The organism is Grimontia sp. NTOU-MAR1 (assembly GCF_035758505.1).
GTDB classification, from domain to species: domain Bacteria; phylum Pseudomonadota; class Gammaproteobacteria; order Enterobacterales; family Vibrionaceae; genus Enterovibrio; species Enterovibrio marinus.
In genome coordinates this window covers 341,881-368,632 of record NZ_CP142109.1, presented here as the reverse complement: position 1 = coordinate 368,632, position 26,752 = coordinate 341,881, and the positions used below count along the sequence as shown (strand labels likewise).

Sequence of the window (26,752 nt, the reverse complement as noted above, 5' to 3'; positions counted from 1 at the left end):
TGGGAAAACTGATGTGAGGTATTGATGCTTGGTGGCTAAATTATCTCTCTGTTTGTTCCGTTTTATGAAAAATAAGAATTACGCCTCTTTGTGAAAGTAAATGCCCATCAATCCTGTCTATTCTGTAAATAGAACTACATAGCTAGGGTGCATACCCAATAAGGCGCCTATCTTGAACGATATCACTGCTACATTACTGACGTATTCCCCAGTGACTCTCTTCTTCGCAGTAATTCTGTTGTCCTATTTGCTCGAAGATTTAGCCATTGTGACGGCCAGTGTTGCTGCGTCACAGGGCGTCATGTCCGTGCCTATAGCATTGGCGGCAATTTTTGTCGGCATTGCAACGGGGGATATAGGCCTCTATGCACTTGGTTTGTGGTCGCGTCGATGGAGGAAACTGAGGGGAATCTTATTGACCAAACCGAGCGTGAGGATGATACGCCGGAAATTACGAGCCCATGCATTTGGAAATTTGTTCCTTATCCGCTTTGTGCCGGGTCTTAGGTTTGTGGGCTTTTGCCTGAGTGGCTTTTTCCGCGTTGGGCTGAAGCCGTTTTTGTCTGCTGTGCTGGTCGCTACTGCGCTCTGGACGGCGTTGGTTTTCGTGTTGGTTTATCAACTGGGCGAAATTGAATGGATTAATCGTCATCTCAGTTGGGGGCTCATCCCGGTTGTGGTGCTCTTGCTCATTGCAGTGAATCGCGTTGCAGGGAGCAAGTTAAAGGAGAAAGCGGTTTGCACAGATTAAAATTGGTGGAAGAGAAAACTTCTCCCGCCTTGCCAGTTAACCATGGCATGCCACCTTTGGATATGAGCGGCAAACCTGTGTCGTTTTTTGAATTCTGGCCGAGTTGGGTGTTTTACACACCCGTCGCCATTCAATGGGTTTGGAATGGCCTGAAATACAAAAGCTTCGGGCTGCCGCTGGTGGCAAATCCTGGCATTGAACTGAGCGGCATGGTTGGCGAATCTAAAGACGCCATTCTGTCTTTGGCGGGCGAAATAGCCAAACCTTGGGTGTTGCCTTACATCATGTGGGAAAAAAACGCGATACCACCCGAAACCCAGGCTCATCAGGCAATGACTGCGTTACAAAAAGCCGGGTTGGGCTTTCCTATTGTTGCTAAACCGGATTTGGGCTGTCGTGGCGCAGGTGTACGTCTGGTGGAAAATAAAGGTGAGTTGGAAGAATACCTTCGCCTGTTTCCTGACGGTGCCCGTTTGATGCTTCAGGAAAAAGCCCCTTATAACGCTGAAGCGGGTGTGTTTTATGTGCGTTATCCCGACCAGAAAAAAGGGCAGATTATTTCCCTGGCCCTTAAATACAATCCATTTGTAGTTGGCGACGGAGAAAGCACTCTCGCCCAATTGATTGATCAAGACTCCCGAGCTGGAAAGCTCGCCCATTTATACCGAACACGTCATGAAGACAAACTGGATTTAGTGTTGGGTAAAGGAGAAACCTTCCGACTCGCCTTTGCCGGTAGTCATTCGCGTGGCGCGATTTTCCGTGATGGATGTGACTATATCAGTGATGCGTTAGTCGAGCGCTTGGATGAAATTTTTGATGACTTTCCCGGTTTTTACTTTGGGCGGATTGATCTCAAATTCCGGGATATCAACAGCCTGATGCGTGGCGAGGATTTTGTGTTGCTGGAAGTTAATGGTGCCAGCAGTGAAGCGGCACACATCTGGGACCGCGGCGCAAGCATCGGAAGCGCATTCAGTACCTTACTGGATCAGTATCGTATGCTGTTCGAGATTGGCAATCTGCAGCGAAACGCCGGGCACAAAGTTCCATCGCTGTTAGCGCTTTACCGGGCATGGCGCCGCGAAAAGGCCTTGGTTCGTGATTATCCGTCCACCGATTAAAACAACAAGTTGTAGTAAAAATCTGTTTATTTGAGGGAATACCATGTTAGCGAGAGATTCCAAGCCACCACTGAATGAACCATTTGCAGTAGAGGTAGAGGGGTGTTTGGACGTGGCGGCGCAGGCGCTTGAGCTTTTATATCAGCTTTCTGATGACCAATATAACTTTGTTGCAGCACCTTATTTGCAGAGTTCAATCGGCCAACACATGCGCCATATTCTGGATGTTATGCATGCGGCTTCCGCGCAGGACATCGATTATGACGTTCGCCGTCGTTCTCATCCTGTAGAAACAAGCCGGGAGATAGCGATTGCAGAGTGGAGACACCTTTGTGAGTGGCTGGAAAGTCTGGGTTACGCTGACATGGATACCGCTCTCTGTGTGCGCCATGAAGTGAGCCTAAACCGTCTGGCTGCCGCAAAATCTGCATCTACTGTAGGTCGAGAGCTGGTATTTGTTTCCAGCCATGCTGTGCATCATTTCGCGTTGATCCGCGTCAGCCTCAGTGCGCAGAATATCGGTGTGGCAGAAACCTTTGGTCTTGCGCCAGCCACTCTTAGTCATTTCCGTGGAGAAAAGTGAATGTGTACTGTCAGCTGGTTGCTGAATGATAACGGATACGATGTGTTCTTTAACCGTGATGAGCAGAAAGGCCGGGCGATCGCGCGTTCACCTGAGCAGTTTCAGGACAAAGGTACAGTTTTTCTGATGCCCGTCGATCCTGACGGTGGCGGTACCTGGATTGCAACTAACGAGCATGGACTCTCACTTTGCCTACTGAATTACTATCAGGGCGATATCCCTGAATTGCCGCTGATAAGTCGTGGGTTGCTTGTGAAGATGCTAGCACCTTCGTCTTCAGTGGCCGAGGTGGTCAGTGCGCTCAATGAACTTCATATGGGCTCTTATGCGCCTTTCACGCTGTTGGTTTTCGCACCGGATTTAAATGCGCATCATGGCCATGTGATCGCCTTTCAGTGGGATGGTCATGTACTTACTCAACGTCCGAGTGTTGAACCAATGATTTCCTCGTCAGTAGCTTTCCAAGAAGTGATGATTGCAAGGCGAGAGGCGTTCAAAAGCATCATGACGGAACCGCAAACCATCGAGAAGGCGTGGGCGTTTCACAGGAGCCATGTGCCAGAAGCAGGCTACAAATCTGTCTGTATGCACCGTGAAGATGCCAATACCGTGAGCTTCACGCACCTCAGTGCTGCACCGGGTGCAATGGAAATGGTTTATGTCGATGGGTCGCCTTGCCAAAACGGTCCAGCGGTGACAAAAACTTTAGTTCGAAAAGTACCAAACATGCGTTTGGTTGCCAGCGAAAAAAGGTGAAATTTTTACTTCGATACTAGGGTCTGTTGATCTTTGGTGGTTAAATTTTGTTCTCGCTATAAGCGTTTTAGGCGCGGCGAGGTGTGTGCCGCCTAGCATTCTAAGCAAATACACCTCAACAAAGCATAAAACGCTTAGAGTACGGGACGCGCAGTCGAACCCTTCGGGCAGCGTTTGTGGGGAATTTCTGCTGCGTTATCAGCTTCTCATGTAGACTAGCTACACATCGAAGCCTCTGCCTTGCAGAAAACCCCCACAAACTGCTGCAAAAATCATCACCAAAGGTCAACAGACCCTAGGTTCTTATTTAGCAACTGAATCTGAATAAATGGAAGGGAGTGAAAGATGTCTCGCGTACTATTACTGTTTACTTTGTTGTTCTCACCTCTAACTTTCGCCGCTGATGTTTACACTGGCTTTTTCAGCAGCAAAGCGGTCAGTGGTTATGACACTGTGTCTTTTTTCGATGGCACGCCAGTCAAAGGTAAATCAGACTTCAAAACTGAATATCAGGGGGCTGACTGGTTGTTTTCAAGTCAGGAAAACCTCGACAAATTCCTTGCTGACCCTGAGAAATATGCGCCGCAATACGGTGGCTACTGTGCATGGGCAATTGCTGAGAAAGATGATTTAGCACCTGGCAACCCTGAATTCTGGACGATCGTCGATAATAAGCTGTACCTGAATTATGACGATTCTGTTCAGAAAACTTGGGAAAAAAATATCCCGGGCTTTATTGAACTTGGTGATAAAAACTGGGCGAAGCGCTAGACCGACCTGCTAACTGAAAAAGGAGAGTCATCAATGATCAGTCCCTTTCAGATCCCGAGAAAAACGCCGTTTGGTGTGATTGAAAAAGCAGTGGAATCCGTCACAGGTCTCCGGGCTTTAGACAAGCACTACCGACGTCGGCCTGAAGGGCTCGATACCGATCATTTTCTCTCTTACACTCTAGATGTGCTCGGCATTGACTACACGGTCTCAACTGAAGACGTGGACAACATTCCAGTCAGCGGCAGCACAGTCGTTGTCGCTAACCATCCGCTTGGTGGTGTAGAAGGCGTGATTCTTGCCAAGCTACTGCGTCAGGTGCGGCCTGATGTGAAAGTACTGGCGAATTACTACCTGAAACGTATCCCTGAACTTAGCGATATTTTTATCGGCGTCGATGTGTTTGAAGGGGAAAGTGCGCGTAAGGCAAACTTGAGAGCGTTACGTGAAGCCCACCAACATGTTAGCGAAGGCGGCATGCTACTGATCTTCCCAGCAGGAGAAGTCTCTACCTTCGATGAAGATGGGCAGCTTAAAGACAAGGTCTGGAGCCGTTCGGTTGCCGCCTTGGTGAAAAAGCACAAGGCGACGGCGTTACCGATTTATATTGGTGGCCAGAACAGTCGTAAATTCTATCGGGCCGGGCGTATTCATCCACTGTTACGTACAGTAATGCTGGCTCGTGAACTGCTCAATAAACGCGGTGATTCCATCCCACTCTCTATTGGCGAGCCGATCGCTTGGAAAGAGTGCCGCTCTTTTGATAGCGATGATGCTTTGGTGAATTATCTGAGGCTTAATACTTACCTCCTGAACCATGAAAATGCGGTAAAAGCTGTCGAGTTGGAACAGGCAGGTGAGCCTATCATTGCGTCACAATCTGTCGATGCAATCGAGCAGGAATTGGCAACATTGCCTCCGGAAGCCAAGCTTCTTACGTCGAATGAGTTTGATGTGTACTGTACTAAAAGCGAGAGCATTCCGGTCATCCTTCAGGAAATTGGCAGAATACGCGAAGTGAACTTCCGGTCTGTCGGTGAAGGTACAGGCATGGCTTGTGATATCGATGAATATGATGATTATTACCTGCACCTGTTCATCTGGGATCGGGAAGCGAAACAGATGGTGGGCGCATATCGTTTAGGGAAAGTGCAGGAAATTGTCGCTGATAAAGGGCTGGATGGGCTCTATTCCCGAAGCTTGTTCCAATATGATGAGCGCTTTGTTGAAAGCATGGGGAATTCACTTGAGATGGGCCGTTCGGTGATTGATGAAAAGTATCAGCGAAGCCTGTCGGCGTTATTGTTGCTTTGGAAAGGCATAGCGGCTTATGTGAGTAGATTTTCTGATATGACGACCTTATTTGGGCCAGTCAGCATCAGCAACGATTACCCGCTCGCGGCGCGTCGTTTGCTGGCTGAAAGCCTGAGCGTGCATCACTATGACAAGAATATCGCGCAACTGGTTAAACCTACCACGCCGCTGGAAACCTCAGCGCCTGTGCCTTGGCATACCTCCATGCTGGCTGGGCTCGGTGATTTGCAGTTGTTGTCCAGAGTGATTGGCCGTATGAGTCAGGGATTGGGAGTGCCCGTATTACTGAGGCAGTACCTTGGACTGAATGGCAAGTTGGTGTGCTTTAACGTGGATCCCGCATTCAACAATGCACTGGATGGCTTGATCATGGTGGATTTGCGTAATGTGCCAGTGAAAACGTTGGGTCGGTATATGGGTAAAGAGCAGGCGAAAACCTACCTCGATTACCACCAAAATATATACAGATAGGTTGGGTATAAATTCAATTCATTACCCATTAAAAAAGCGCCGACATCCGGCGCTTTATTCTATGGTTATTTGACAGCTTTAGAAACTAAGGCTGGCCCCCACACTAATTGAGCTGGTTTCAGCATTACCGGCATCACGATAAGTCAGCTCTACTGCTAGACCAGGGCCAATGCCAGGAGACAGGTTAATACCCACAGCACCCAGCAGACCCCATCCGTCCTCTTTTTCAAGAGCATAGGTATTGTCGTAGTAGTTACCTCCGCCGCGCACATAAATATCACCCAAAATGATTGGAACATTCACTTGAAGTGCCAGTGGAATCGACGTGGAGGTGAAGCCCTGATCCACGCCGTTTTCATCTGGAATATCTGCAGTGGTTTCGCCATAGCCAGTATAGATACTGGTGTTATCATTAATGTTCAGCTTACCGTTAATTGCCCAGAAGTAACCAGTGGCACTGCGACCTTTGTATTTCACATCGGTGATACCCGCGTCCGCACCGACTGAAATAGGCAGTATCAGCGCCGAAGCAGAAGCGGCAAAAAGGGCTGTGCTTAGAGCGGTCAGCGTTATCAGTTTCTTGGATTTAGCCATGGGGTTACTCCGTATAGAAAAGCAATCACTAGTAACAAGCTTGTGACAAAACGTATGAAATTCAGTTTAGGAGTGAATCGGCTGGAAAGTGGGGTGGCTGAACCGCTTTTAACATCAAGATCAGATATTTGTGAGCTGTACCCAAACAATCTGCGTCCAAAGTGATAAAAACGGCACCCTAAGATGCCGTAGTGACTTGTTGAGAGCGGATGGTCAGGCGGCGACGAGTGCAGAGATCACCCCAATCACACCACCGAAAACGCCACCCCAGACCACCAGCCAGCCGAGGTGTTCACGGATCATCTTTTGAACGATTTCTTTCACCATTTCCGGTGTAAGCTCATCCAAGCGTTGTTCGATAACAGACTCGATGTTGGCCGTGATATCGCCCATCATTTCCGGTTGTTCAATCTGGCCTTTCAGCGTTTCGCGAAAGTTCTCTTGTTGGGTAATTTCTACCACAGCGGTTTTCATTTTCTCAACGAAGGGCTGGCGCAGTGGGGTGAGTGCTTCCGAGCCACCCATCATTGCGAGCATACCGCCAAATGGACTGTTGTTGATCACTTCCACCAGACCGTCAAACGTTGGGTTAAAGTCGATTTGCTCAATCACAGGCTCCAGATTCATGGCGGTACCACCCGTCATTTCTTTGTTCAGGAAACGGTCGACATTCTCTTTAGTAAAAAACTGATCCATCATCAGTGATTTGATGCCGAGCTTGAATGCCTCAAAACGAGCCTGAATAACGCCCGAGCCATATAGCCCAGGCACTTTCTCAAACAGCATATGTACAGCTAGTAAGTTGGTCAGCGAGCCTGACAGTGCAAATAAACCACCATAAAGTGCCAGAGGCTCTTCAAAATAGTAACCCGCTGCGAAAACTGCTGCAGCGATAAGATTAGTCAAAAAGCTTTTGTTCATTGTTTTTGCTCAATTTGTGTACTTGGATATGGCGATGATTTTAGACAAAGCGAAGACAACGAACAATATGGCTGATACATCAAATCAGCGAGGAGAAAGACTGCTTTCCTTGAATCTCGGCAAAAACTTGGTTCAATGTATTTTGCAAATATCCGTGGACGTAACATCGAGCTTATTTCAGGTCTTTGGCTGGAAACGGAACTGAACCCATACGGAAGTTTAAAATGCGTAAATAATCCCGCGAAGTTAGAGACATAACTCAGAGTTGAGCACGAACATTTTCCCAAAGGATGGAGCTCACCTAAACTCATTGCTTAGATGGATAAGATATAGAGTTAAAATGCTGCCTCGAGCTGGGATTGTGGCGCTGTTGGCTTTGTCATTAATGGCTTGCAGTGCGAATAACCGTCCCTTTGAACTTAAAAACCTCGCCAAATCTGACATGGACCTAATTACGGATATCCACATTGTGGAAATTCGTCATGCAATCCGCGATCTCGCCCTTAAACTATACAAGCGCAACCCTCGCGAACTGGCTAAAGCGCCAGAGATGACAGTCTCAGACCGTTTGGATTCGTTCATGACGGTACAGCGACCTGAAGGAGGTTATACAGAGCTTGGTGGTTTAGACGGCGTTGAGGCGTTGTATCTGGCATTTTCTGAGGAGTTTGAAGGCGACAGGGTCTTTGCCTTGATGGTCGGTATTACGGGCATGATAAGTGCGAGCTATAACAACCAGTTGGAATTTTACCTTCTGGATGACATAGATCAGCAAAAGCTCTATAACAGCGCCCGAAATCTGGAAACGGTGGCCTGGATGCTCAATACACGTAAAGACACTAATGATGAGTTAATGCTGCTGAGCAATGGCATCGCGCTTGATGGCACGCCTAATTACAGCTACGAACGAGTGCTGGCTAAAATGATTGTCATTCAGGATATGATGGCCAAAATGGTATCTGACAGTACCAATCGTCACATTAACCAAGTTGTTCATGGTGTGGCTTCAATGACATTTTTCCCCATCTAAGCTCATTTGGATACAACATATTTGTTGGTTGGGATATTAAAAGATAGAAAAGAAAAAAGGACAGGCAGTATGGAGTCAACTAAGTGAGCATTGCCTGTCCAAATGCAAGTATTTGCACTGAATTAAATTACACCAACTACAAGGAACTTCCATGTTTTTTACTAGATACCATCAACGCTGCCTGATGATGCCAGTAAGTGAGAGGCGGTAATGTATTGGGTGCATCAATTTATTACCAACCTAAAGGCTCGCTACATTAGCCAAAAATAAAAACTTAGAGCTGTTCAATACTTTCGCTATCATTATGAATAAAGCGCTTGGATATTCCGTTTTCCCTAACGAGTAATCCTGATCTATTAATGTGATATCTTTGATCGACTTTCTGTCCGTTGATCAACGTACCTATCACCAGAAAGCAAAAGTGTTCGCCTGTCTGACAATCAATCCTATAATTACCTCTTCCCCTTTGCTTCAATGCCTTAGTAACTGAACCGTCAGGGGTTCTTGTTACGGTAACTCGAGATACTGAGGCAATCCTCGCCTCTTTGTCCTCAATCGTGACTTTTTCTCGTGTTAGCTTTCTATCTATACCAAAGTGGGAATAATAATATCCACCTTGTCTTAATGCTGAATTCAAATCAGATTCGAGATCATGGTTATTATTAACTATACAAGCTGTTAATAAAAAACTCGAAAATGTTACGGCTAAGCATTTTACTTTTTTCATGGGATATCTCCCATTTTGTTAGTGAGTGTAAACACCCTGCTTGATCAAATTTATATTTGACTCAAGAAAAAGAGCCATTCCCCTAATGTTCAATAACCTGCTTGTTGTACTTATTACAGGTGCAAGTTCAATCACAATATTTGTCTAAGACGTTTTTTCTGACTTAAGCTTTATTCAAGAAGCAAAATTTTAAAAGTAAAAATTCACATAATGTTTAACGGATGTAAAACAAATGAAACACTACTGTCGGTTTATTTAATGGTCAATTGTTGTGATTCTAGTGTGTCGCGCTTTTGTGACTCGCACATTTAGTATCCAAAATATTGATTTATATAATAAAAGATAAGATATAAGTGAGCAGAGAACCTGCAAGTAGGAGGGAGTGTAAATAAATAGAAAAACTACGAATCTAAGCAGGAGCTGTGTTTGGCCTGGCGACTGGCGACAAACCGCATGAAGTCTTCAATGGCGAGAGGCTTGGCATAGAAATAGCCCTGAGCTAACTCAAAGCCTTGGTTTAGGAGATAGGTTTCCTGATCGAGTGTTTCTACACCTTCGGCGATAACTGCCATGTCGAGCTTGTCAGCAAGGTATTTGACGACATTGAAGATAGCTTTTGCATCGTCATCTCCCGGCAGTACCTGGGTGAACTGACGGTCAATCTTAATTTGGTCAAAGCCATAGGTGAGCAGGTATTCGAGAGAGGCAAAGCCAGTGCCAAAGTCATCCAGTGAAACAGTTACTCCTGCGTTTTTGAGCCAGTTACGTACCTTGTACGTAGAGTCAGTGTTAATCATCTGGGATGACTCGGTAATTTCAATGTCCAGACTCTGTAGCGGTACATCATTGTCTTCCGAGCAAGAAAGTAGTTCAGCAATAAAACCTTCAGATGTGAGCTGTTGTGGTGAAACATTCACACTGAATCGGAAATCATCAGGTAAGCGCTCCATGACCTGGCTGATATCGAGAAATGCCCTGCGCATGATCTCACGGCCTAGAGCGACAATTAGCCCTGTACGTTCTGCCTCCTCGACAATATCTACGTGAGCCACACTCTGTTGCCTTTCATTATGGTTAAGCCGCAGCAATGCTTCACAGCCTGTGACCAACCCTGTTTTCATGCTGACTTTGGGCTGATAGTAGAGTGTGAACTCTTTAGTCTCAATAATACGCTGCAGTGCTTTGCGCACGGCCTCTCGGTTGCTGCGAGCGATATCGGCATCTTTGTCGTAAAAGCGGATACAACGGCGTCCGGCTTCTTTAGCAATATAGAGCGCTATATCTGTGGCGTGTAGCAACTGCCTGGGGGTGTGTCCGTTTTCCGGGAAAAAAGCCACGCCGATCGAAGTGGAGAGCCAAGGTGTGCTGACTGCATCTTCTTTGGCAGCAATATTCAGCAAAGGCATCAGCATATCTTCAACGCTCTGATGATGGCACAGGGACGGAATAATGCAGACAAATTCATCACCGCCTGTTCGGCTGATAGAGGCTTGTGGAAGGTGCTGCTTCAGTACATTAGCAAAGCGAACTAAGAGGATGTCTCCCGCCTGGTGGCCGTTAGCATCGTTGTAGCCGCCAAAGTAATCAATATCAAGTGAGACAAGCGCGAAAGGGTGTTCGTTGTTACATAGGGTATTGAGCTCAGCAAGCAGAGCGCGCCGATTGGAAACATTGGTCAGTGGGTCGATTTCCGACAAGGCTTTCAGTTCTGCTTTGGCACATTCCAACTCACGCATGTAGTTGACAGCCTGTTGCACAGAATTGTTGTAAGCATTTACAAGTAAACCGAACTCATCGTTTTCATGACCATTGATTTCAAGTGGACGGGCGTTTTTCTGCCGCTCCAGTTTGGCATTTTTTTCGATGGAATGGATGATTTTGGTAAGAGGTCGCCCAATTTGGTTGTGGAAAAAAATGGATAGGATAATGGCGATCAATAGCACCTCGACCATGGTCGAGAGGCAGATCGTCGACACCAGATCATAAAACTCGCTCTCGGAGGTATGGAAGCTCACTTTTCCAATCAAGTTACCAACATGTTGGTCAACAAACTGGCTGTCTCTGTAAATTTTGAAGCTTAATGGGTATGAGAGGGTAAAGTTCTCATGAACAGGAAGAAGGTAGTGCATCCATCCCGTTAAATGTTCCTCTTCGCTTGGCTGCTCAATGGATGCCACCACGTCCTCGTAGTTATCGAAAATGATGACGGCTTGAAACAGGTGGTCACCTTCAAACCCTTTTAACAGTGAAAGGCCTTGCGCAGAATCGAGGTTGAATGCTGCATAAGCTGCGCTATCGAGAATGTTTTCCAATTGAAGGCGGGCAGCCTGCTCTTTTTCGGTGTTGAGGTGATTGAGCTTGGCAGTTGCAATCACAATACTGATCACCAGGCCGCCGATGATGCTCAACAGCATGACAGACGCAACAAACCGTCTTAGTAGTGGTGCCTCGGTACCGAATAACTTGGAAATCATAAATCCTCGGCTCGACTTGGTGGGATAATTGGAGCGCAGGAAAGCTCATAGGTTTTTTCGGGGTCGTCTCTTGAACAAATTTGATGAAGTGTTCCGTTTTCCAACAAAGTAGTGTAGGCCGAGCTCAAGCGATCAATCACCTTTTGATCTGAGCTAAGACTGATGGCAAGATTCAAGATCAGAGGCTGTTGTGTGTCACCTAGGTAGAAGTAGGCTTTCAGCTCATCATTGTAGTTTTCGCTGAAAGCGTAAACAGACCAAAGGCCAGTAACATAATCGCAATTGCGGTTTTGTAGGAGTAACAAGTGTTTGGCTGGCCGAGCAATACCGCCAGACTTAGTTTGGATAGCGGAAAGTGTGCCCCGAAGCGTGAGTAAGCTTTTGCCCGGAACAAACCCTTTGTTAACTAGATATTGATAGGAATAAGTTTCCAACTCTGAGCAGGTACGGAACTGTTTTGCTTCGTCGAGGGAGTTTTTTGCGAGCTCTGTGCGGCTTTTCAGGCCGATTAATGAGGAACGCTCAAGCGCATACAACGCACCAATCCAATGGAACAAATCTTTGCGTTTTTTAGAGAATGCGATGGAGAATATTGCGACGTTTTTTTCTTTCTGCGCTGTTTTATATGCTCTGGCCCAAGGCATAACATCAATGGGGGAATCAAAGTCCGCCTCATCCAAAATCGCCTGAACCATTTCGACCGCACGACCCCCAAACTGACCGTTATTATGAATAACCTGAAACGGAGGCAGGGTCTCGGAGACCACACGTAATGGTTGTTCAGTAGAGGCGAAAGCTGGTTGTAAAAACAAGCCTAAGAAAAAACTAATTTTCCGCATAAATTACCTTAAATCAATGCCTTATTTATTAGAGTTGCTTCCATCAAGCAACCTTTCATTTCATATGAGTGCATCAGGTACATGTTCTTCTCTGAGTATATTAAGTAATCACAAGAGGGAATTTTGTCTCATATCTTGTACTTCAGATGACTTTTTTTACGTCTCGTTTTAAGTTTGTATTGCGTATTCTTAAGGAGAAGCCATCGCTTTGGAGAAAATGTCGTTATGTTGAAATAGAAAAATCGGAAGTCAGTTCTTATTGGTTTTGCTTACGAGGGAATGAGTTTTTGCATAGATGGACTTACACACTGCTGCCCTCGCTATTTGTTCTTCATTTCTCGATAGAAGCGAAGGAGATGCTTGATTTTCGTGATCTTTCTGAATGGCGGGCAAAAGTATTTAAAAACGAAACGATCTATCGTCTGATTGATGACGAATCAATCGATAAACAGGTATTGCATGGGCAAAGCCAGGATGCCGCTTCTGCGCTGATCATGGAAAAGGAGATTGATCTGACAGAAACGCCTTGGTTGAGCTGGCAATGGAAAGTGGACACCTTTCCGACAACAGACAATGAGAAGCTTAAAGCGCAGGATGATTTTGTCTGGAGAATATCCGTAACTGTGGTGCCAGGTATGACCATGATGAGCAGCAAAACTGTTGTATATGTATGGACGCCAAACCAACCGCAGAACAGCTTCTGGCCAAATCCTTTCGCGCCAAAACGTTTCAAGATGCTGGCCGCCACGTCGGGTGACCAGAAAAATCAATGGGTAACGGTGACCCGAAATGTCCGGGAAGATTTCAAACGCCTTTACGGGAAGGACTATAAAAGGCTCTCAATCGTTGCAGTGACATCTGATAGCGACAATTCTCAATCTCAAACCTCTGCCTATATTACGCCGCTAACCTTTTTAGAAAAACTTTAAAAACAATAGGTTAAAGACGACTCTGCCTTGCATAAAAACCCCACAAACTGCTGCAAAAATCATCACCAAAGGTCAATAGACCCTAGAAGCTGGGGTTTATCAGAATACAAAAAGGCGACAGGAGTTTGCTTTTTTTAAATCGGTCAGAACAGTAAAAATGAACCCCAGGTGATCACAACCAGAAGCAGTGAAATAAAGACAGCGGCAGAGCCAATATCTTTGGCACGGCCACTTAGTTCATGACGCTCAGGGCCAATGCGATCGACGACGGCTTCAATGGCGGAATTGATCAACTCAACAATCACCACGATAAACAAAGATGCCACCATTAAAAGCTGTTCAACTTTCGTCACAGGGAGAAAGAACGAAAGGGTGGTCATCACAATTAACAGCACCAATTCCTGTCGAAATGCCGCTTCATTGTTCCATGCAGCGCGAAGTCCCTGAAAAGAATACCCGGTAGCATACAGAACGCGCTTCAGGCCAGTCTTATTAGGTTTCATATGTCGAAATCTCAGAATTCTCTAATAGTGCGCTATTTTGCTCGCGAACCGACCAAATAGCCATAATTTAAGCTGATATAGCATTGTTCAAAGCGTGTTAGTGAGGCGCAATGGGCTTATTAATTAGACTGACAAAAAAAGCCGCAATTACGGCTTTTTACATTGGCTGGCCCCAATGGTTAATTGGCGAAGTTCTCTTCAAAGTACTCGATGATGTCATCTGACTCATACATCCACTCAACCGCACCATTTTCATGCTCAATACGCAGACAAGGCACCATTCCTCGGCCGCCTTTACTCACCAGCTCTTGGTAAGCTTCTCGATCAGCACCCGCATCGACCAACGCCACATCAAGATTCATCATCTTCAATGCCGCGCGGACTTTGAGGCAGAATGGGCAGTAGGCTTTGTGGTAAAGGCTATGAGCATTTAAATCAGGCATACATCTTCCTTTTTGATTACGAATTGTGTTGCTCGTTACAAGACCTGTCTTTTTGATTATTTTATTCAACGCTAATGTAATATACCCAAACAACCTGAAGATGCCAGCATTGAGGCCCTCCCTTCGTGCGTTTGATGGAGGTGAATTCACCTGCAAAGGGAGGTCGTGATCACAATACCAGCCAAACTCGCTGAATTATGCATCTTCAGGTCGTTTGGGTATAAGCCTAATCACCATGGGATTTCTTCCCCTTGGTAATTCAGAAAACGCCCACTGTCTTTTGCTTCAAGGCCCTCCAAGACCGAATAAAGTCCGTGCGCAGATACCTCCGTTGATATCAACGCATTTGGCCCGCCCATTTCGGTTTGCACCCAACCCGGATGTAAGGCCACAGCGATGATGCCCTGTGGTGATAAATCATTCGACAGACTTTTCACGACAGAATTAAGTGCCGCTTTAGATGAGCGGTAGATATATCCGCCACCTGATGTGTTTTCCGCCATGCTACCCACTTTGGATGAGATTGCCGCGAAGGTGCCTTTGGCTGCTAAAAGTTGGGAATAAAATGCTTCTGCGATTTTGAGTGGCGCAATCGTGTTGACTTCCAGTGCCTTGCGCCATTCATCCATATCCACATGACCAAAACCATAACCTTTTGGGCCATAATATCCGGCATTGTTGAGAATAATATCGTAGTGCTTGTCGGAGAGTAATTGCGAGAGCGCGTCAATGGCGGCGTGATCAGTCACATCCAACGCGTGAATCCGCAGTGAATCATATTTGGCGGCAAGATCGTTTAACGTGACAGCTCCGAATGGTTGCCGGCAACAGGCATCAACCTGCCAGCCAGCGTTGAGATAGATTTGGGTGAGTGCGAGTCCAATGCCACGGTTAGCGCCCGTGATGAGCATGTTTTTGGAAGCGTTGGCCATCATGATTCCCTGTTTCTAAGCTTGATGGCCATGTTAACAAACTTAATCCCTTTTCATAGAGAGCGTCAGTGCGTAGCGATAATGCGCAGCGTCGAGCAGGAATTCTGGATGCACGCTAGGACTCCATGAGTCATCACCACCCACGCCCATGTGATAGCCATCAATGCGCAGGTAAATATGATCGTCCTGAACCAGTTCTTCCTGATGCTTGGCTTCCGCCAGATTTTCCTGACTGTAGCGACTGACCGAAAAGTGGAACATGCCCTCGATGCGTAGGTTGTCGATATCTAACTGGCGAACATCACAGCGTAGCCCATTTTCAGATGGGAAGATATACGGAGTGTGCATGTCGTCGATGTTCGAAAGGTAACGGCTGACCATGGCGCCCGTCTTTCGATCTGGGTAGTTCTCAAACGGTCCCCGGCCGAACCAGGCTACAGAGTCAGTAAGCGGTAAGGCCAACTCCAGACCGATACGCGGAAGTGATGGCATATCCTGAGCGACCTGCACATCGATGGTTAGCGCTATGGTGCCGGAAAGGTCGACCTCGTAGCGCCAAAGAGTACTGATGACCATGGCACCGCCAATATAATAACCATGGTGAGAGCGGACTTGTACGGTGTCAGAAAGTACATCCACCCTGTTGAATAGGTTCTCGTGGCGCAAATCAAACAGGCCAGATTGCTGCCACTTACCAAGCCAGGCATTAGGATCTGGCTGGTCGGCTTCACTCGCACCAATATCATTGTCGATAGGTGGGCGGATAAAGTTGTCCTTCGGTGCATCGAGGAGTTGCTCTTCGCCGTCGATCATCCAACGCACCAAATGGCCGCTTTGTTTGTCAAAGTTGAGCTCAAAGTGGTCACCTTTTACCGTCCAGTGATCGGGTTCATCAATCACATCCGGTAATCTGTCGGGAGCCTGTTCGGGGGATTGCAACGCGCGGTAAACCGGCAGGACCAATTGCTCCCATCCAATGACTGAACCTTCCGGTGCCCAAGGTTCATCGGCTGAAAGCACGATTTCAAGGTTCAGGAAGTACTCTTGATTGTGTTTGGGGTATGGCAAGGACTTGGCGAGTTCAATATGAGCATCCTTCCCTGCCAGCAGGTGAAGGGCTGCTTCGCCACTGGCAACCTGTGTGCCATTGCCCTGAATTGACCATCGAAGCGAAAGGTTCTCTGGAGCATGGAACTGGTATTCATTGCTAAGTAGCACCATCAGCGGATAGGTACCTTCCAGCTCACAGCTGAAGCGCTGCTGGTGGTACTTGGCTTCGAAAGCAGCGGGATGGGGCGTTCTGTCGGGGAACATGAGACCGTTGATACAGAACTGGCGATCGTTCGGTGTATCGCCAAAGTCACCGCCATAGCACCATTGAGTAACTTGATCATCTTTCCGGGATATGCCCTGATCGGCCCAATCCCAAATGAAGCCGCCTTGAAGACGGGGGTAGCGACGGAATGCTTCCCAGTATTTATCAAAACTGCCGAGACTATTGCCCATTGCGTGGGCGTATTCACAAAGGATCAGAGGACGGTTTTCGTTTGGCAGGCCAATCCATTTTGGCAATGCCCACTTGGGTAGGCCAAGGTCAGTTTGGTCCTGCTCGACGCGGGCATACATGGGGCAGATGATGTCCGTGGCCGCGGTATCAGCCCCGCCACCTTCGTACTGCACCGGGCGGCTTGGGTCACGCTGTTTTACCCACTGGTACATGGCATGATGGTTGTTTCCAATACCGGACTCGTTGCCAAGCGACCAGATGATGACGCAAGGATGGTTTTTATCGCGCTCGACCATTCGGGTGACCCGTTCAGTGTATGCACTCAGCCATTCTGCATTGTCAGACAGTTGGCACATTGGCACCATGCCATGGGTTTCGATATTGGCTTCGTCGACCACATAAAGCCCAAGCTTATCGCACAGGTTGTAGAAAGCAGGATGATTGGGATAATGCGAGGTTCGTACGGCATTGAAGTTGAATTGCTTGATGAGTTTGAGATCTTCTTCGATGTCTTCGATTGTCTGTACATACCCTTTTTCAGGGTGAAATTCGTGACGGTTAACGCCGCGGATAAGCGCTGGAAGGTCATTGATTTTCAGAACACCATCACTGATGCCTACCTGCCGAAAGCCTACGTTGCAGGCTTCGATATCAACGGGGTCGTCATTCTCATCCAGCAGCATGACGACTAATCGGTAAAGGTGCGGATCTTCATCGCTCCAAAGCCTCGGGCAGGAAACAATCAGCGAATGTTCGCAGCGATCGCCCCATGCACCGCGTTCGTCAATCACGCGTTGACCGGATTCTGCTATCACCAGTCCACTGAGGTCTGTACCTTCATCGAAAAGCTGAATAGCGACTTTATTGTACTTGCCATGAAGCTTGGTAGTGATATTCAGCGTGCCGACGTGGTGAGTTGGGTCGAGTAATGTCTGAACATTGAAATCTGCGATTTGGTTTGTAGGCTTTTTGCGCAGGGTAACGTCACGGAAAATACCGCTCAGCCACCACATATCCTGATCTTCGAGGTAGCTGCCATCGCTCCAGCGAAGTACGACTGCGGTGATCTGGTTTTCGCCCAGTGTGACAAAATGACTGAGGTCGAACTCCGCTGGCAGACGGCTGTCTTGGCTGTACCCGACAAAATGGCCATTACAGAAGAGGTAAAACGCCGAGCTGACACCGTCAAAACAGATCAGGGTTTGTTCGTCCAGCCAGCCTTCCGGTAATTGGAACGTAGTGCGATAAACGGCAGTTGGGTTTTTCTCTGGCACTTTGGGTGGGTTGACCTCAAAGGGGTACTGCACATTGGTGTAAATCGGGATGTCAGTTGTGTCTTCGAGTTGCCAGTTGGAGGGCACGGGGATCTTACGCCAACTTGTGTCGTCGAACTTGCGTTTTGTGGTTTCTGAAGGCACATATTCAGGTGCATCATACAATGAGAACTGCCAGTCACCATTAAGAGAAATACGGCATCGGGAGACGGGGATGGCGTTGTATTGGTCGTCCAGTGCGGCTTCGACACTGGGATAAGATGCCATGGGGCAATGTGCCGGGAGTCGGTTTAACTGGGTGACGGCCGGATTTTCCCATTGACGACGGCGGATCAACTCTGCAAATCGGGTCATGTTGTGCTTCTCACACTCGTTTATTCAATGCGGGCCATGGAACGTTTACTATTCAACGGTAAAGGACAACAGCATGGCACTTTCAGGATCCATTACTGGCAAGCTTAGTCCAATTTGACTGAGCTGGTCACCGCTAACGACCTGAATTTTTTCAATCCAGACAGGGAGATGCTTCATTGTCTTGCTAAAAGCAGCAGGGGCATCGATCACTTCAATGCGGTAGTGTTTTGTCTCGCTGAGGATAGGTAACCGCAGTCTCTGGCCGAGCGCATGTTCCGGCATGGCCAACTGTACGACAGCGAGTAACACCACACTTTCATCCATCACCCCGTATATATGGGTGCCAGGATCGACTGATGGAAGAATGAAGGATTGACCGCTGTGAAGGAGCGGACGGTATTGCTTATGCAGTGCAATGTATTTGGTGAATGCACGTAGCTCGGAGTCTACCAATCCTTGGGGATCAAGCTCTGCACCCATGTGTCCGAAGAGTGCGGTAATACCGCGAAGAGACATATCATTATTGCGCCTTGTGGTGTGGCTGAGACTAGGGCCAATGTGGCTGCCCATCACTTCCGGCGGGAAATATAACTGCATGCCGCGTTGAATAGTTTGGCGTTCCAGTGCGTCATTGCAGTCGGATGTCCAGAATCTATGGGTACGTTTCAGCACTTCAAAATCAACACGGCCGCCGCCAGAGGCACAGGATTCTATTTCCACATACGGATGCTTCTCCCGAAGCGCATCAATCAATCGGTAAAACGCGAGTGTTTGTCCGTGATAAGCCGCATTGCCCTGATGGGCAGGTTGCACCAGCTCGCGGTTCATGTCCCACTTAAGATAACCAATGTTATATTCGGTCATCAGGTTGTTGAGGGACGACAGCAAGTAGTCGAAGGCATCAGGGTTTTGCAAGTCGAGCACAAACTGATTCCGGCCAGCCGGTTGTTGATAACCCAGCTCATCCATACCAAGCATCCAGTCTGGATGGGCGCGGAAAAGCGCTGAGTTTTTGCTGATCATTTCCGGTTCCACCCAAAGGCCAAACTCCATACCAAGCTGGTTGATATGGTCGATAACAGGCTTTAAACCTTCCGGATACTTGCACTTGTCTACCTGCCAATCACCCAAAGCGCGGGTATCGTCGTTTCGGTCAGAGAACCAGCCGTCATCGAGAATAAAACGCTCTACGCCAAGTCTTGCGACTACGGTTGCCATCTCCATGATGCGTTGCGGCTTGTGGTCAAAATAGATCCCTTCCCAGGTGTTGAAATGCACAGGGCGCATTGCGGTTTGCGGGAAGTTGACCACCTGATTGCGCACGAAATGGTGGAATCGCTGCATCATGCCGTTCAGTCCTTGAGTACTGAATACCGCATACAGGTTAGGTGTAGAGAAGCTTTCGCCCGGCGCAATAGAAATCTCGCCTGGTGCCAGAAGAGCTTCAGTTTGTAGATACCTTCTTCCGTCGCTTTTCACCTGTGCCTGAATACGATGATTGCCGCTCCAGCCCAAGTGCACCCCAATAAGATCCCCTTGTAATTCATTGGTGTCTTTTTGTAAGGCAATCAATCCAGGGAAAGACTCGTGAGAAGTCCTCCCCCGGCGGTTTTCCTGCATCAATCCACCGTGCTTGAATGAAAGGCGTTGCTGCTGGAATTCATGGGACCAACGTCCGTGAAAGCTGATTAAATCAAGAAAATCATCGTTAACTGGCAGCGTGAGAGCGAGTCGGTGGAGTGAATAATCCGTAGAGCCTGTGTTGGTGAGTTTGTGGTTCAGTGTCAGCACATCGCTATCTTCATCCAGTACCAGCGTTGATCTCACTTCAAGTCCTGCGCGGGGATCGCTCATGGTGATCGTGGCACTGCTATGCGTCGTGGTAACGGAAATGACCTCAAAGACCGGCGCCCAGTCTTTGCTGTTGCGGTGTCCTTCAACGCCAGGGCTTCCGAAATCGCCACGTCCCTGCTCTGGGAGCAACGCCAGTGGCATAGCGTCGTCCAACCTTGCCTGTGGGACAGGAAGATCGAAAAGAGCGCCATTAAGTGGCATATCTGCATTGATTTTCTTGCCCCAGTAAACAATGGCTGGGACAGGTTGCATCATCAGGATTAGGCTAGTTTGCGATGATTGAAGATGCACGTAACGTTCAGATGCAACATGGTTTCTCTGCACAGGCACTTTCGCCATGAATCCATTCCCCTCATGTGGCGTTAAACGCCATAAAAATTCCTTGTTTTTGAAGTTACTCGCTTGATTTAGTGACAGAGTTTCTTTTAATCAGTGTAGGTGCGTAGCTGCCTTTTTCATTGCGCATTGGCTGTTTGGTTGATAGCGCAATGGCTTGCTCTGCAGCAAGCTCGGCCATTTCTTCAATCGGATAGCGCACCGATGTGAGTTTTGGATGGAGATAACGTGCGATAAGGCTGTCATCGAAGCCGACCACCGAGACATCTTCCGGCACACGATAACCTAGATCTGTCAGCGCAGTGATGGCACCAGCAGCCATGACATCGTTGTAGCAAAAAACGGCGCTGAGACTATCGTTCTCTTCCATCAGGGCTGCCATAGCACGCTCTCCGCCGGTCTCTTCTGGTGTATCGAATGCCATCATGACCGGATGGGTTTCATCGGTGACGCGGCAGGTATTCAGGGCATCTTCATAGCCTTGCTGTCGCTGTTCGGTATCTTCGATAGCGTGGCTTGAGCCGATGTACGCCACATAGCGGTGACCTTGCTCGATGAGATGTTCCGTCGCCAGAAATGCACCGTGATAGTTGTCTAGATAGATGCAGCGATCTTCCAGCCCAGGGATTAATCGGTTGATAAATACCATTGCCCCATGCTCTTGTGCATAAGCACGGAGAGTGTCGTTATCGAGTGCTTTGCTGTGCACGATAAGTGCAGTGACCTGGTTCTGGATCAGCGATTCAATCGCCTGTTTTTCTCTTGCTGCTTCATGGTAGCCGTTACCAATCAAAAGGTGATGGCCTTGCTTATGGGCCACGTTGTCGACGTATTTGACCAGTGAGCCAAAGAAGGGATCAGAGACATCTGCCACAACCACGCCTATGGCGAGGCTTCGCTTGCTCACTAAAGTTCGGGCTGCGGCATTTGGGCGGTAACCCAGCTCGCGCATAGTGCGTTTTACTAAGTCGGCAGTATCCGGCTTGGTCAGCTGCGAGCCGTTTATTACCCGGGACACTGTGGCAACCGACACGCCTGCATGACGTGCGACGTCTTTAATCGTTGCCATGATGTGAAGCTTCCTTCGTTTTGCCTAAAAACGGCATTATCATTACTCCTGCGCGTTGGCAGTGAGTGGTGCAGGATCTTCCGTGCCTTCCGGACGATGGGTTAACGCCAGTTCGTTACTGTCGAACAGGTGAATGTCGTCCGGTGAACAGTGCAAGGAGACGGTCTGGAATGCTTTCACGGCGTTGTCGCCGGGAATGTGAACCTTAAATCCGTCCTCGCCGCAATATTGGCCGAACAGGTACGTACTGTTGCCAAGGCGTTCCACCACTTCACTGTGAAATTGGAAATTAAAGCCCGGGCCTTCGCCGATCTGAATGTGTTCAGGCCGGATACCGACCGTCACTTGCTCACCTTCGTTAACCTGTCGAGCAACTTTGATGGTGAGTATTTGTTCATCAGGCATGGTAACAGCGACTTCATTACCATTGCTGGCTGAAACGCGCCCGGGCACAAAGTTCATTTTCGGTGAACCAATGAAACCTGCCACGAACAGATTGGCGGGATTGTGATATAGCGCCAAAGGCGAGCCTACTTGTTCAACATTTCCCGCACGGAGCACCACGATTATGTCAGCCAGTGTCATTGCTTCAACCTGATCGTGGGTCACGTAAATCATGGTGTTTTTGAGCTCCTGATGCAGTTTGGCGATCTGCAGGCGCATTTCGACACGAAGTTCTGCATCAAGATTGGAGAGCGGCTCATCAAACAAAAAGACCTTGGGATCCCTTACAATTGCCCGGCCAATGGCGACACGTTGTCGCTGTCCACCAGAAAGAGCTTTTGGCTTGCGATCCAACAGGGCTTCGAGTTGTAAGGTTTTCGCTGCGCGGTTGACGTGTTTGTCGATCTCCGCTTTGTCTACCCCGTTCATTTTTAGACCAAAGCCCATGTTTTCCCGGACTGTCATGTGCGGATAAAGCGCATAAGACTGGAACACCATGGCGACACCGCGATCGGCAGGGTCAACATCATTGACTTCTGTGCCGTTGATAGAAATGGTGCCCTCAGAGATGGTTTCGAGCCCTGCTATAAGACGTAGTAACGTTGACTTTCCGCAACCGGAAGGACCAACAAACACCACGAACTCTCCCCCATTGATATCGAGATCGATACCGTGAATTGTTTCGATTTTGCCGAAACGTTTAACAACATTTCTCAGTGTGATGTCGGCCATACTGCAGTCCCTATGCAATCAATTCCTTTTAGGGCGGTTAAATTTCGTCGTTTCGGTCACCCTTTTATAAAAATAGGCGGTTTTTCGATAAATGGAAACGTTTACATTATCTGTTTTGTGAACTAGTTTTAACCTGAGAATTTATAGTAATTACATTTTGATAACAAAAAGCGCGTCAGATATTCCCATGGAAAATCTCTAAGTACGAAATACAGGACGTAACATGACAGGGAACTTTTCTTCAGCATCAAGACCTTCTGCTGCACAGCGAAGCCAGTTGGCTATTGCCCCCTGGCTCTTCCTGACTCCCGCTATTTTCGTGTTTGCGGTGTATGTACTGTACCCCATTGGTCAAAGCGTCTGGCTCAGCTTTTTTGAGTGGGACGGTCTGGGTGAAAAGACCTGGGTGGGCTGGGAAAACTATATCGAGCTTTTTGATTCCGATGCGTTTTATACCTCTTTGGTGAATAACTTTCTCTGGATGGTCCTTTTCATGCTTGCCCCTCCTATTGGTTTACTGATTGCTCTTTTCCTAAATCAGCAAGTGGCAGGTATCCGTCTTATTAAGGCGTTGTTCTTCTTCCCGTTTGTGATTTCCCAAGTGGTGGTGGGCTTGGTATTTGCCTGGTTTTATGACCCTTCATTTGGTCTGCTGACTCAAATTGTTGTGGCGTTAGGGTTTGATCCTATCTCCATTCTTGCCGATGAAGATCTGGTGACCTACGGGATCATTGCTGCGGGTCTCTGGCCTCAGGTGGCTTATTGCATGATTCTGTATTTGACGGGGCTTAACAACCTTGACCCTGAACAGCTTGAAGCCGCTCGCCTTGACGGCGCAAAAGGTTGGCGAATGCTCTGGTATGTGGTGGTACCACAACTCAAACCTGCCACTTTCATTGCTGTGGTTGTGACGGTTATCGGTGCTCTGAGGTCGTTCGACTTGGTAGCGACCATGACAGCTGGCGGCCCGTGGGGTAGCTCAACGGTGCTTGCTTACCTCATGTATGAAGAGTCAATTTTCAATTACCGCATGGGTTATGGCGCCGCGGTCGCCGTGGTGCTCTTCCTGATTATGGATATCTATATCGCCTGGTTCCTGTGGCGGATGCTGAAAGGAGAGCGCTGATATGTTTCCAAGACCCATTGAACAGCGTGGCACAGTTGCTAACGCCACCTATCGCATTTCACTCTACATCGCTGTTTGCCTTTGGCTGATACCGCTTGTAGCGGTTTTGATGACATCAGTCCGCTCCATTGCGGATATCAATGCCGGTAACTACTGGGGTATGCCGGATGAACTGCAGCTTGTTGAAAACTACACTCAGGTGTTTACGGCCACTCCGATGGGGCGTTACCTGCTTAACAGTTTGCTAATTTGCATTCCGGCTGTGGCTGGAGCCGTGGTGCTATCGACCCTCGCAGGCTTTGCGTTGGCAAAGTATAAGTTCCGAGCCAATGTTTGGCTGTTTGCTCTGTTTATCGGCGGCAATTTTGTCCCGTTTCAGATATTGATGATTCCAGTTCGCGACCTCACCATCAGCTTTGGTCTCTATGATTCTCATTGGGCACTCATTTTCTTCCATATCGCGTTTCAGGCCGGGTTCTGTACCCTCTTTATGCGCAACTTTATTGTCGGCATTCCGGATGCCCTGATCGAAGCAGCCCGTGTGGAAGGGGTCAGCGAGTGGCGTATTTTCTGGTTCGTGGTTCTCCCGTTGGTGAGACCCGCACTGGCAGCTTTGTCTGTTTTAGTCTTTACCTTTATTTGGAACGACTTTTTCTGGGCTCTGGTGCTGGTTCAAAGCGATGAGGTTCGTCCTGTCACAGCAGGCCTGAACGCATTGCAAGGACAATGGCTTGCATCCTGGCAGTACATGTCAGCAGGCGCAGTGATCGCTGCACTCCCTCCTGTTGCGCTGTTTTTTACGATGCAACGTCACTTTATTGCCGGGTTAACGCTGGGTGCTACCAAAGGCTAAGCCTGGTTTAACGAAAGTAAGGATGAAGGATATGAGAACGCTTGCTAAGAAAAGCTTGGGGATGATCAGTGGTCTGATGCTAGCGCTCAGCGGTTCAGTAACCGCAGGGACGCTGGTGATAAACTCTGATGCCTCAGACCCCGCACCAAAGAAAGCGTGGGCAGAGGTGATTGAAAAGTTTGAAGAGGCTTATCCGGACATTGAGGTGAAATATAACCTTTATGACCACGAAGCATACAAGACTACTATTCGTAACTGGTTGGTGACTTCACCGCCAGACGTCGTATTCTGGTATGCGGGAAACCGTATGAAAACTTTCGTCGATCGTGGTTTGTTTGAAGATGTCAGTGATCTGTGGAAAGCCAACAATATGAACACTGAATTCTCGAGCGCGATGCCCGCTATGTCAGTAGACGGCAAGCAGTATGGTGTGCCTTACACCTATTACCAATGGGGTATCTATTACCGTAAAGACCTGTTCGATAAGTATGGTATTGCAGTGCCTAAGACTTGGGAAGATTTAGTCGCTGCTGCGAAGAAATTGAAAGACAACGGCGTGACACCATTTACTATCGGAACCAAATACCTTTGGACAGCAGCAGGCTGGTTTGACTACCTCAACATGCGTGTGAATGGTCTCGATTTCCACATTGACCTTATGGACGGCAAGGTGCCTTACACGGACCCACGCGTGAAAGCGGTGTTTGAGAAATGGAATGATCTGGTTGAGCCTGGCTACTACCTTGACAACCATGCTTCCTATTCCTGGCAAGAAGCGCAACCCTTCCTCTACAACGGTGAGGCAGCCATGTACCTTATGGGCAACTTCCTGGCAGCGAACTTTACCGATGAAGTGCGTCCAAACATGGGTTTCTTTCAGTTCCCTGTGATTAATCCAGATGTGCCAATGGCAGAAGACGCGCCAATGGATACGCTACATATTCCTTCAAAAGCGAAGAATAAAGAAGATGCGCGTAAGTTCCTGGCGTTTGTGGCGCAACCTGAAATCCAGACCATGATCAATGAAGCGCTACTGCAAATCCCAACCAATAACAAAGCGACCCCTAAAGATGATGAATACTTGAACGCAGGTGTGGTGATGTTGGGTGAAGCGGCGGGGACTGCGCAGTTCTACGACCGTGATACCGATCCTGCTATGGCGAAAGAAGGCATGAAGGGCTTCCAACAATATATGGTTCACCCAGACCGAATCGACAAAATTCTTGAGAAGCTGGAAAAAACGCGTAAGCGTACTTTCAAGCAATAACTGATATATCAAACCTTTAGAATCAGAAGCAAGCGTTATTGGCATAACGCTTGCTTCTTTTTTGTACAGCTGGTTTAGGCATGTAAAAGAGGAAAATATATGCCGTACTCTAACGCCCTGTACTAAATTTAAGATCCCGATATGTAAAATGAATTGCTGACAGGAAAGGGCAATGCCAAATCTGATCAACGCCAGTTACTCGAACAACATGTACCTCAGCGCGCGTCAGCGTGAGAAAGATGAGGCGCAGTATGGCGCGCGTAATGAAGGCGTGAAAACTGATCAGTCGTTGACTCCCGCAGAGCGAGCGGAAATGCTCCGAAAAGAGCGCGAAGAGAAAATGAAAACGGACAAAGCGCTAGAAGAATCGCCGCAGCGCGGAGATTACCGTGGCCTTATTGACCGCGTGGCTGAACAGGAAGCCAAAATGGCCAAGTTTTCAGCGTACACCCAAGGTCAGCAACAACTCCTAAAACAGGTCGAAAAGACCATCACACCGAATGATGGAACCACAAGCTACAACATTAAGATTTGATGGGCTTTGCTGTTCAAACCGTTAAGACTTCCAGCAATCCTATCTTATTGTTTAACGCTCTGTGCTAGGGGCTGTTGACCGTTGGTGGTTAAATTTTGTTCTCGCTATAAGCGTTTTAGGCGCGGCGAGGTGTTTGCCGCCTAGTCATTCTAAGCAAATACACCTCAACAAAGCATAAAACGCTTAGAGTACGGGACGCGCAGTCGAACCCTTCGGGCAGCGTTTGTGGGGAATTTCTG

General features: G+C 47.9%; 24 protein-coding genes. 12 read left to right on the top strand and 12 right to left on the bottom strand.

From position 1 onward, the window contains the following. The first annotated feature begins 172 nt into the window (after nucleotides 1-172). From VP504_RS19595 to VP504_RS19570, 6 genes are all read left to right on the top strand, one after another. Entirely contained in the window at nucleotides 173-751 is a 579-nt protein-coding gene (locus VP504_RS19595; RefSeq protein ID WP_325895073.1) for a DedA family protein, read from the top strand. 47 nt (nucleotides 752-798) lie between these two features. Beyond that, the gene (locus tag VP504_RS19590; RefSeq protein WP_325895450.1) at nucleotides 799-1,875 is read left to right on the top strand and encodes a D-alanine--D-alanine ligase; all 1,077 of its coding nucleotides are present in this window, start codon (nucleotides 799-801) and stop codon (nucleotides 1,873-1,875) included. A gap of 43 nt (nucleotides 1,876-1,918) precedes the next feature. Beyond that, nucleotides 1,919-2,458 carry a DinB family protein gene (locus VP504_RS19585; RefSeq protein ID WP_325895072.1) on the top strand — a complete coding sequence of 180 codons (540 nt, stop codon included), beginning with the start codon at nucleotides 1,919-1,921 and terminating at the stop codon, nucleotides 2,456-2,458. Next, nucleotides 2,459-3,214 (top strand): NRDE family protein, encoded by a 756-nt coding sequence (locus VP504_RS19580; protein WP_325895071.1) that lies wholly within the window; start codon nucleotides 2,459-2,461, stop codon nucleotides 3,212-3,214. Between the two features lie 345 nt (nucleotides 3,215-3,559). Then, a complete protein-coding gene (locus VP504_RS19575) occupies nucleotides 3,560-3,985 on the top strand; it encodes a YHS domain-containing (seleno)protein (protein WP_062707238.1) in 426 nt (141 codons plus the stop codon). A gap of 33 nt (nucleotides 3,986-4,018) precedes the next feature. Further along, entirely contained in the window at nucleotides 4,019-5,770 is a 1,752-nt protein-coding gene (locus tag VP504_RS19570) for a lysophospholipid acyltransferase family protein (protein WP_325895070.1), read from the top strand. A gap of 78 nt (nucleotides 5,771-5,848) precedes the next feature. Here the strand turns inward: VP504_RS19570 and VP504_RS19565 are convergent, their stop codons facing one another. Both VP504_RS19565 and VP504_RS19560 read right to left on the bottom strand, forming a co-directional pair. Continuing rightward, nucleotides 5,849-6,364 carry an outer membrane beta-barrel protein gene (locus tag VP504_RS19565; protein WP_325895069.1) on the bottom strand — a complete coding sequence of 172 codons (516 nt, stop codon included), beginning with the start codon at nucleotides 6,362-6,364 and terminating at the stop codon, nucleotides 5,849-5,851. Between the two features lie 213 nt (nucleotides 6,365-6,577). Further along, a complete protein-coding gene (locus VP504_RS19560) occupies nucleotides 6,578-7,285 on the bottom strand; it encodes a DUF445 domain-containing protein (RefSeq protein ID WP_325895068.1) in 708 nt (235 codons plus the stop codon). 340 nt (nucleotides 7,286-7,625) lie between these two features. On the opposite strand from VP504_RS19560, the gene VP504_RS19555 reads away from it, so the two are divergent. Further along, nucleotides 7,626-8,315 carry a hypothetical protein gene (locus tag VP504_RS19555; RefSeq protein ID WP_325895067.1) on the top strand — a complete coding sequence of 230 codons (690 nt, stop codon included), beginning with the start codon at nucleotides 7,626-7,628 and terminating at the stop codon, nucleotides 8,313-8,315. Between the two features lie 274 nt (nucleotides 8,316-8,589). Here VP504_RS19555 and VP504_RS19550 read toward each other — a convergent pair whose 3' ends face one another. From VP504_RS19550 to VP504_RS19540, 3 genes are all read right to left on the bottom strand, one after another. Further along, a complete protein-coding gene (locus tag VP504_RS19550; RefSeq protein WP_325895066.1) occupies nucleotides 8,590-9,042 on the bottom strand; it encodes a hypothetical protein in 453 nt (150 codons plus the stop codon). Nucleotides 9,043-9,443: 401 nt separating this feature from the next. Next, the gene (locus tag VP504_RS19545; RefSeq protein WP_325895065.1) at nucleotides 9,444-11,516 is read right to left on the bottom strand and encodes an EAL domain-containing protein; all 2,073 of its coding nucleotides are present in this window, start codon (nucleotides 11,514-11,516) and stop codon (nucleotides 9,444-9,446) included. Further along, nucleotides 11,513-12,355, bottom strand: coding sequence for a substrate-binding periplasmic protein (locus tag VP504_RS19540; protein ID WP_325895064.1), 843 nt, complete (start codon nucleotides 12,353-12,355; stop codon nucleotides 11,513-11,515). Before VP504_RS19540 ends, VP504_RS19545 begins: the two co-directional genes overlap by 4 nt. Nucleotides 12,356-12,642: 287 nt before the next feature. On the opposite strand from VP504_RS19540, the gene VP504_RS19535 reads away from it, so the two are divergent. After that, the gene (locus tag VP504_RS19535) at nucleotides 12,643-13,284 is read left to right on the top strand and encodes a DUF3047 domain-containing protein (protein ID WP_062707253.1); all 642 of its coding nucleotides are present in this window, start codon (nucleotides 12,643-12,645) and stop codon (nucleotides 13,282-13,284) included. A gap of 143 nt (nucleotides 13,285-13,427) precedes the next feature. On the opposite strand, the gene VP504_RS19530 is transcribed toward VP504_RS19535, so the two are convergent. From VP504_RS19530 to VP504_RS19500, 7 genes are all read right to left on the bottom strand, one after another. Then, the gene (locus tag VP504_RS19530; protein WP_062707255.1) at nucleotides 13,428-13,787 is read right to left on the bottom strand and encodes a diacylglycerol kinase; all 360 of its coding nucleotides are present in this window, start codon (nucleotides 13,785-13,787) and stop codon (nucleotides 13,428-13,430) included. A gap of 179 nt (nucleotides 13,788-13,966) precedes the next feature. Continuing rightward, complete coding sequence (locus VP504_RS19525) at nucleotides 13,967-14,230, bottom strand: glutathione S-transferase N-terminal domain-containing protein (RefSeq protein WP_062707257.1); 264 nt, start codon at nucleotides 14,228-14,230, stop codon at nucleotides 13,967-13,969. Nucleotides 14,231-14,460: 230 nt separating this feature from the next. Further along, nucleotides 14,461-15,162 (bottom strand): SDR family oxidoreductase, encoded by a 702-nt coding sequence (locus tag VP504_RS19520; RefSeq protein ID WP_325895449.1) that lies wholly within the window; start codon nucleotides 15,160-15,162, stop codon nucleotides 14,461-14,463. A 42-nt stretch (nucleotides 15,163-15,204) separates the two neighbouring features. Next, nucleotides 15,205-18,297 (bottom strand): beta-galactosidase, encoded by a 3,093-nt coding sequence (locus VP504_RS19515; protein ID WP_325895063.1) that lies wholly within the window; start codon nucleotides 18,295-18,297, stop codon nucleotides 15,205-15,207. 48 nt (nucleotides 18,298-18,345) lie between these two features. Beyond that, nucleotides 18,346-20,490 (bottom strand): alpha-galactosidase, encoded by a 2,145-nt coding sequence (locus VP504_RS19510; protein ID WP_325895062.1) that lies wholly within the window; start codon nucleotides 20,488-20,490, stop codon nucleotides 18,346-18,348. Nucleotides 20,491-20,545: 55 nt separating this feature from the next. Next, nucleotides 20,546-21,556, bottom strand: a complete 1,011-nt coding sequence (locus tag VP504_RS19505) for a substrate-binding domain-containing protein (RefSeq protein ID WP_325895061.1) — start codon at nucleotides 21,554-21,556, stop codon at nucleotides 20,546-20,548. 42 nt (nucleotides 21,557-21,598) lie between these two features. Beyond that, nucleotides 21,599-22,732 (bottom strand): ABC transporter ATP-binding protein, encoded by a 1,134-nt coding sequence (locus VP504_RS19500; RefSeq protein WP_325895060.1) that lies wholly within the window; start codon nucleotides 22,730-22,732, stop codon nucleotides 21,599-21,601. Between the two features lie 223 nt (nucleotides 22,733-22,955). Between VP504_RS19500 and VP504_RS19495 the strand changes: the two genes are divergently transcribed. From VP504_RS19495 to VP504_RS19480, 4 genes are all read left to right on the top strand, one after another. Further along, on the top strand, nucleotides 22,956-23,858 hold the full coding sequence (locus tag VP504_RS19495; RefSeq protein WP_325895059.1) for a carbohydrate ABC transporter permease: 903 nt from the start codon (nucleotides 22,956-22,958) through the stop codon (nucleotides 23,856-23,858). A 1-nt stretch (nucleotide 23,859) separates the two neighbouring features. Then, nucleotides 23,860-24,711, top strand: a complete 852-nt coding sequence (locus VP504_RS19490; protein WP_325895058.1) for a carbohydrate ABC transporter permease — start codon at nucleotides 23,860-23,862, stop codon at nucleotides 24,709-24,711. A 61-nt stretch (nucleotides 24,712-24,772) separates the two neighbouring features. Beyond that, nucleotides 24,773-25,978: an ABC transporter substrate-binding protein gene (locus VP504_RS19485; protein ID WP_442788942.1), complete on the top strand. Its 1,206-nt coding sequence runs from the start codon at nucleotides 24,773-24,775 to the stop codon at nucleotides 25,976-25,978. A 172-nt stretch (nucleotides 25,979-26,150) separates the two neighbouring features. Further along, the gene (locus VP504_RS19480; protein WP_325895056.1) at nucleotides 26,151-26,513 is read left to right on the top strand and encodes a hypothetical protein; all 363 of its coding nucleotides are present in this window, start codon (nucleotides 26,151-26,153) and stop codon (nucleotides 26,511-26,513) included. The last annotated feature ends 239 nt before the right edge of the window (nucleotides 26,514-26,752 follow it).

Excerpts from the sequence above, each read along its gene's own strand:
- VP504_RS19590 (WP_325895450.1), top strand. The coding sequence starts at position 799 with ATGCCACCTTTGGATATGAGCGGCAAACCTGTGTCGTTTTTTGAATTC.
- VP504_RS19585 (WP_325895072.1), top strand. The coding sequence starts at position 1,919 with ATGTTAGCGAGAGATTCCAAGCCACCACTGAATGAACCATTTGCAGTA.
- VP504_RS19580 (WP_325895071.1), top strand. The coding sequence starts at position 2,459 with ATGTGTACTGTCAGCTGGTTGCTGAATGATAACGGATACGATGTGTTC.
- VP504_RS19575 (WP_062707238.1), top strand. The coding sequence starts at position 3,560 with ATGTCTCGCGTACTATTACTGTTTACTTTGTTGTTCTCACCTCTAACT.
- VP504_RS19570 (WP_325895070.1), top strand. The coding sequence starts at position 4,019 with ATGATCAGTCCCTTTCAGATCCCGAGAAAAACGCCGTTTGGTGTGATT.
- VP504_RS19565 (WP_325895069.1), bottom strand. The coding sequence starts at position 6,364 with ATGGCTAAATCCAAGAAACTGATAACGCTGACCGCTCTAAGCACAGCC.
- VP504_RS19560 (WP_325895068.1), bottom strand. The coding sequence starts at position 7,285 with ATGAACAAAAGCTTTTTGACTAATCTTATCGCTGCAGCAGTTTTCGCA.
- VP504_RS19555 (WP_325895067.1), top strand. The coding sequence starts at position 7,626 with ATGCTGCCTCGAGCTGGGATTGTGGCGCTGTTGGCTTTGTCATTAATG.
- VP504_RS19550 (WP_325895066.1), bottom strand. The coding sequence starts at position 9,042 with ATGAAAAAAGTAAAATGCTTAGCCGTAACATTTTCGAGTTTTTTATTA.
- VP504_RS19545 (WP_325895065.1), bottom strand. The coding sequence starts at position 11,516 with ATGATTTCCAAGTTATTCGGTACCGAGGCACCACTACTAAGACGGTTT.
- VP504_RS19540 (WP_325895064.1), bottom strand. The coding sequence starts at position 12,355 with ATGCGGAAAATTAGTTTTTTCTTAGGCTTGTTTTTACAACCAGCTTTC.
- VP504_RS19530 (WP_062707255.1), bottom strand. The coding sequence starts at position 13,787 with ATGAAACCTAATAAGACTGGCCTGAAGCGCGTTCTGTATGCTACCGGG.
- VP504_RS19525 (WP_062707257.1), bottom strand. The coding sequence starts at position 14,230 with ATGCCTGATTTAAATGCTCATAGCCTTTACCACAAAGCCTACTGCCCA.
- VP504_RS19520 (WP_325895449.1), bottom strand. The coding sequence starts at position 15,162 with ATGGCCAACGCTTCCAAAAACATGCTCATCACGGGCGCTAACCGTGGC.
- VP504_RS19515 (WP_325895063.1), bottom strand. The coding sequence starts at position 18,297 with ATGACCCGATTTGCAGAGTTGATCCGCCGTCGTCAATGGGAAAATCCG.
- VP504_RS19510 (WP_325895062.1), bottom strand. The coding sequence starts at position 20,490 with ATGGCGAAAGTGCCTGTGCAGAGAAACCATGTTGCATCTGAACGTTAC.
- VP504_RS19505 (WP_325895061.1), bottom strand. The coding sequence starts at position 21,556 with ATGGCAACGATTAAAGACGTCGCACGTCATGCAGGCGTGTCGGTTGCC.
- VP504_RS19500 (WP_325895060.1), bottom strand. The coding sequence starts at position 22,732 with ATGGCCGACATCACACTGAGAAATGTTGTTAAACGTTTCGGCAAAATC.
- VP504_RS19495 (WP_325895059.1), top strand. The coding sequence starts at position 22,956 with ATGACAGGGAACTTTTCTTCAGCATCAAGACCTTCTGCTGCACAGCGA.
- VP504_RS19490 (WP_325895058.1), top strand. The coding sequence starts at position 23,860 with ATGTTTCCAAGACCCATTGAACAGCGTGGCACAGTTGCTAACGCCACC.
- VP504_RS19485 (WP_442788942.1), top strand. The coding sequence starts at position 24,773 with ATGATCAGTGGTCTGATGCTAGCGCTCAGCGGTTCAGTAACCGCAGGG.
- VP504_RS19480 (WP_325895056.1), top strand. The coding sequence starts at position 26,151 with ATGCCAAATCTGATCAACGCCAGTTACTCGAACAACATGTACCTCAGC.